The 4,804-nt window shown below is 67.4% G+C and carries 7 protein-coding genes; 1 reads left to right on the top strand and 6 read right to left on the bottom strand.

All coding sequences use genetic code 11. The features are described 5' to 3' along the window. A partial coding sequence (locus ACR2JI_RS03725) for an acetyl-CoA carboxylase biotin carboxylase subunit (protein ID WP_526388162.1) occupies positions 1-1,227 on the bottom strand: 1,227 nt, incomplete at its 3' end. Positions 1,228-1,358: 131 nt separating this feature from the next. Between ACR2JI_RS03725 and ACR2JI_RS03720 the strand changes: the two genes are divergently transcribed. Beyond that, a complete protein-coding gene (locus ACR2JI_RS03720; protein WP_526388160.1) occupies positions 1,359-1,853 on the top strand; it encodes a DUF1942 domain-containing protein in 495 nt (164 codons plus the stop codon). Here the strand turns inward: ACR2JI_RS03720 and ACR2JI_RS03715 are convergent. From ACR2JI_RS03715 to ACR2JI_RS03695, 5 genes are all read right to left on the bottom strand, one after another. Continuing rightward, complete coding sequence (locus ACR2JI_RS03715) at positions 1,850-2,263, bottom strand: SufE family protein (protein ID WP_526388158.1); 414 nt, start codon at positions 2,261-2,263, stop codon at positions 1,850-1,852. The two genes, ACR2JI_RS03720 and ACR2JI_RS03715, sit on opposite strands and share 4 nt — an antisense overlap. 11 nt (positions 2,264-2,274) lie before the next feature. Beyond that, positions 2,275-3,171, bottom strand: a complete 897-nt coding sequence (locus ACR2JI_RS03710) for a sulfurtransferase (RefSeq protein WP_526388156.1) — start codon at positions 3,169-3,171, stop codon at positions 2,275-2,277. Between the two features lie 21 nt (positions 3,172-3,192). After that, on the bottom strand, positions 3,193-3,831 hold the full coding sequence (locus tag ACR2JI_RS03705) for a Maf family protein (protein ID WP_526388154.1): 639 nt from the start codon (positions 3,829-3,831) through the stop codon (positions 3,193-3,195). A 25-nt stretch (positions 3,832-3,856) separates the two neighbouring features. Then, the gene (locus ACR2JI_RS03700; RefSeq protein ID WP_526388152.1) at positions 3,857-4,135 is read right to left on the bottom strand and encodes an acyl-CoA carboxylase epsilon subunit; all 279 of its coding nucleotides are present in this window, start codon (positions 4,133-4,135) and stop codon (positions 3,857-3,859) included. A 20-nt stretch (positions 4,136-4,155) separates the two neighbouring features. Further along, on the bottom strand, positions 4,156-4,804 hold a 649-nt coding region (locus ACR2JI_RS03695), incomplete at its 5' end, for a carboxyl transferase domain-containing protein (RefSeq protein WP_526388150.1).

Below are 4,804 nucleotides of genomic sequence, written 5' to 3'. Positions count from 1 at the left end.
CGCGCGGCGCGCGCGTCCCAGTGCCTGCTCGCGGTTGGCGCCGGTGACGATCAGCTTGGCCAGCATGGAATCGAACTGACCGCCGATCACTGAACCGGACTCCACACCGGAGTCCAGCCGCACACCGGGACCGGTCGGCGGCGTGAAGGTGTTGACCGGTCCGGGGGCGGGCAGGAAGCCGCGACCGGCGTCCTCGCCGTTGATCCGGAACTCGAAGGAGTGCCCACGCGGGGTGGGATCCTCGGTGATGTGCAGCTTCTCGCCGTTGGCGATGCGGAACTGCTCCAGGACCAGGTCGATGCCGGAGGTCTCCTCGGTGACCGGATGCTCCACCTGCAGGCGGGTGTTGACCTCCAGGAAGGAGATCAGCCCGTCCTGGCCGACCAGGTACTCCACGGTGCCGGCGCCGTAGTAGCCGGCCTCCTTGCAGATCCGCTTGGCCGAGGAGTGGATCTCGTCGCGTTGCGCGTCGGTGAGGAACGGGGCCGGGGCCTCCTCGACCAGTTTCTGGAAGCGACGCTGCAGCGAGCAGTCCCGGGTGCCGGCGACCACGACGTTGCCGTGCTGGTCGGCGATCACCTGGGCCTCGACGTGGCGCGGCTTGTCCAGGTAGCGCTCGACGAAGCACTCGCCACGGCCGAAGGCGGCGATCGCCTCGCGGGTGGCCGACTCGAACAGCTCGGGGATCTCCTCGATGGTGCGGGCCACCTTCATACCGCGACCGCCGCCGCCGAAGGCCGCCTTGATGGCCACCGGCACGCCGTACTCCTTGGCGAAGGCCACCACCTCGCCGGCGTCCTTGACCGGATCCGGAGTACCGGGCACCAGTGGGGCCTTGGCCCGGGCGGCGATGTGGCGGGCGGTGACCTTGTCACCGAGATCGCGGATGGACTGCGGGCTGGGCCCGATCCAGATCAGCCCGGCATCGATGACGGCTTGCGCGAATTCAGCGTTCTCCGAAAGGAATCCGTAGCCCGGATGGATCGCATTGGCACCGGACTTCGCTGCCGCGTCGAGCAGCTTGCCGAAGTCCAGGTAGGACTCCGCGGAGGTCTGCCCGCCGAGGGCGAACGCCTCATCGGCGAGGCGCACGTGCGGCGCGTCGGCGTCCGGCTCGGCGTAAACCGCCACACTTCCCAGACCGGCGTCCTTGGCCGCCCGGATCACCCGGACCGCGATCTCGCCGCGGTTGGCCACGAGGACCTTGGAGATGGTCTGGTTCGGCACTGCGCCTCCTACTGGGGGTGTCAAAACTCTAAGAACGGGTTTAAGAATAGAGCCGCAGGCAGTCTAGAGCGTGGGCAACGGGCCGTTTCCCTCAGGTCACATCGTTTATTCTGCGAGGCACGCGTCAATCGATGGGAGTCACAGTGAAGATCACCAAACTGGCTGGAGCCGTCGCCGCAATCGCTATGAGCGTCGCTGTCGCCACCGCCGCTCCGGCCTCGGCGACCGACAACATCAAGCCGTTCGGAGACCAGGCGCGGATCAAGGATTACACCGGTGCGCCGTTGATCGGGTACACCGTCACCGACTTCGGTCCGAGCTCGGATGCGGTGGACCACAACGGTCAGCTTTTCGCCGCCACGCTCACCGTCCAGACCTACGGCTCCGGAATGAACCCGCAGATCCAGCGGTTCGGTGCCCGCGCTCTGAGCGGTGACTTCTACCCGGTCCTGGTCAATGCGCCGGGCAGCTTCGGCGGCGGCCAGATCGGACCCGACGGCCGCGTCACCGGCAGGCTCTACTTCGACGTGGTGGCCAGCGTGCCCAACAGCGTGGTCTACAACGACGGGATGCGCGACATCATCGCCTGGGTCCCGGGTGAGTCCCGCGGCGGCAATCAGGCCTAGCCCGGGTCCTTCAGCCGGCGCTTGATCCGGGTCAGCATCGCCGACATCCCGCGCAGCCGCAGCGGGCTGATCAGCGCCGCCAAACCCAGTGCCGAGTAGAAGTCGTCCGGCACGGCCAGGATGTCGGCGGCCGGCTGCCCGTCGAGGCCGGCTGCCAGGATCGAGGCGAACCCGCGCGTCGTCGGCGCCTCGGCCGGAGCGCTGAAGAACAACCGGACATGATCGCGGTCGGCAGCGTCCACGTGCAGGAACAGCGGAGACTGGCATTCCGGCACCGGCTCCATGGCCGCTTCTTCGAGATCGGCGGGCAGTTCCGGAAGGTCGTTGGCGAACTCGAGCAGGAGGGTGAGTTTGTCCTGACCGTTGACCTCGGCGAACTCCGACACCACGTCGGCCAGCGGGGTCGGCATGCTCCCGGCAGTCACAGCGTTCCCGGCTGCTCCCCGGCCGCGACGGGCACCCGCACGGTATTGCCCCATTCGGTCCAGGAGCCGTCGTAGTTGCGCACACCGGGGATGCCCAGCAGGTGGGTCAGCACGAACCAGGTGTGGCTGGACCGCTCACCGATGCGGCAGTAGGCGATGGTGTCGGCGTCCGGCTTGACGAAGGAGTAGATCTCATCGAGTTCCTCGCGGCTGCGGAACCGGCCGCGCTCATCGGCGGCCCTGGCCCACGGCACCGAGACCGCGGTCGGGATATGCCCGGCTCGCAGTGCGCCCTCCTCGGGGTAGTCCGGCATGTGGGTGCGCTCGCCGGTGTACTCCTGCGGGGACCGGACGTCGATCAAGGTTGTCTTGCCGGTCTTTGAGCCCAACGCGGCCAGCACATCGTCGCGGTAGGCGCGGATGGGGCCGTCGTTGCGCTCGACCACCGGGTAGCCGGTGGTGGCGGTGTCGGGAACCTCGAGTGTGGTGTCGCGTCCCTCGGCCAGCCAGACGTCACGTCCGCCATTGAGCAACCGGACGTCCGGGTGACCGAACAGGGTGAAGACCCACAGCGCGTAGGCGGCCCACCAGTTGCTCTTGTCGCCGTAGATCACCACGGTGTCATCGCGCGAAATCCCTTTGCGATTCATCAGATCCGCGAACTGCGCACCGTTGATGTAGTCCCGCACCGGGTTGTCGTTGAGATCGGTGTGCCAGTCGATCTTGACCGCGCCGGGGATATGGCCGACGTCGTAGAGCAGGACGTCCTCATCGGACTCGACGACCACCAAACCCTTGGTGCCCAGATGTTCCGAGAGCCAATCGCCGGTCACCAGCCGCTCGGGATGGGCGTACTGCTGAAGGTCGGGGCTGGGGTCAGGAGGCAATGGCACGAGACCAGCCTACCGGGGTGATCAGCCGACCGGATTGGCCTTCCACAGCTCGCCGATCGAGCACCCGACCGACTCCAGCAGCCTGCGAGTCAGCGACAGTCCCAGGCCCACCACATTGGACGGATCACCGTCGATACCGTCGAGGAACCAGCCGCCCAGCCCGTCGATGGTGAACCCGCCGGCCACCCCCAGTGGCTCCCCGCTGGCGATGTAGTCGGTCAGTTCGTCATCGGTGGGGATGCCGAACCGCACCATCGTCACCGCCTCCGCGGTCTGGCAGTTCACCGTCTCACCGTCGAGCATCCGGATCACGCAGTGCCCGGTGAATAGGTGACCGGAGCGCCCTGCCATCGAATTCCATTGTCGCCGAGCCTGTTCCGGTGTTCCCGGTTTACCGCACAGGACACCGTCGATATAGAGCATGGAGTCGCAGCCGATGATCACGCAGTCGTGCGTCACCGCCTCGTCAAGGACGCGGCTGACCTCCTCGGCCTTTGCCTGAGCCAGTGCGGTGACCACTGCGGCGGGTTCGGCATCGCCGAGAGCGGCCATCAGGGCGTCTTCGTCCACACCCGATACCGCCACCAGCGGATCGATGCCGGCGCTGCGCAGCACCCGCAGCCGGCCGGAGGAGGCCGAGCCGAGGACGACTCGGGTCATCGCCGCCACCGGGCGCGGAGCCCGGTCATCGCCTCAAATGCGTGCGGTCCCTCAGTGTCACCGCTTGCCAGCTGTACCAGGTGTAGCGCAACTTATCGACCGGCAGACCCCAGCGGTTGAGCTCGATTGGGCCCGGCGCCGGCGTCGCGCCCGCGGAGGCGGCGAGCACCGTGACCACGGCCGCGAGCTCCTCGTCGGTCGGCTGACCCTTGACGATGCGGATCTCCTCCACCGGGTGCTCGGCGGGCGCCCCGACACTGAGCAGGTGCGGGTCGCTGACCTCGGTGATATCGACGTGTTCCACGGTTCTCCTCGCGGGGCGATCTACAGGGGGATGTTGCCGTGCTTCTTGGGCGGGTTCTGAACGATCTTGCGCTCCAGCAGTCGCAGCGCGGTCGCGATATAACCGCGGGTGTGCGACGGCGGGATGACCGCGTCGAGGTATCCGCGCTCGGCTGCGACGTACGGGTTCACCAGGGTGTCCTCGTAGTCCTGCTGCAGTTCCAGGCGCAGCGCGTCGACGTCGTCGCCGTTCTTGGCCGCCTCGGTGAGCTGCTTGCGGTAGACGAAGCCCACCGCGCCGCCGGCGCCCATCACCGCGATCTGGGCGGTCGGCCAGGCGACGTTGACATCGCAGCCCATGTCCTTGGAACCCATGACGCAGTAGGCGCCGCCGTAGGCCTTGCGGGTGATCACGGTGATCTTGGCGACGGTGGCCTCGCCGTAGGCGTAGAGCAGCTTGGCGCCGCGGCGGATGATGCCGTTGTATTCCTGCTCGGTGCCCGGCAGGAAGCCCGGGACATCCACCAGCATGATGATCGGGATGTTGAAGCAGTCGCAGGTGCGGATGAAGCGCGCGGCCTTCTCCGAGGCGTTGATGTCCAGGCAGCCCGCGAACTGGGTGGGCTGATTGGCCACGATGCCGACAGAACGGCCATCGACGCGGCCGAATCCGACGATGATGTTCTGCGCG

Source organism: Mycobacterium sp. (assembly GCF_051006775.1).
Taxonomy (GTDB): Bacteria; Actinomycetota; Actinomycetes; order Mycobacteriales; family Mycobacteriaceae; genus Mycobacterium.
This window is presented reverse-complemented; position numbering and strand designations above follow the sequence as displayed.

Coding starts and splice junctions, on each gene's coding strand:
- ACR2JI_RS03720 (WP_526388160.1), top strand. CDS start 1,359: ATGGGAGTCACAGTGAAGATCACCAAACTGGCTGGAGCCGTCGCCGCA.
- ACR2JI_RS03715 (WP_526388158.1), bottom strand. CDS start 2,263: ATGCCGACCCCGCTGGCCGACGTGGTGTCGGAGTTCGCCGAGGTCAAC.
- ACR2JI_RS03705 (WP_526388154.1), bottom strand. CDS start 3,831: ATGACCCGAGTCGTCCTCGGCTCGGCCTCCTCCGGCCGGCTGCGGGTG.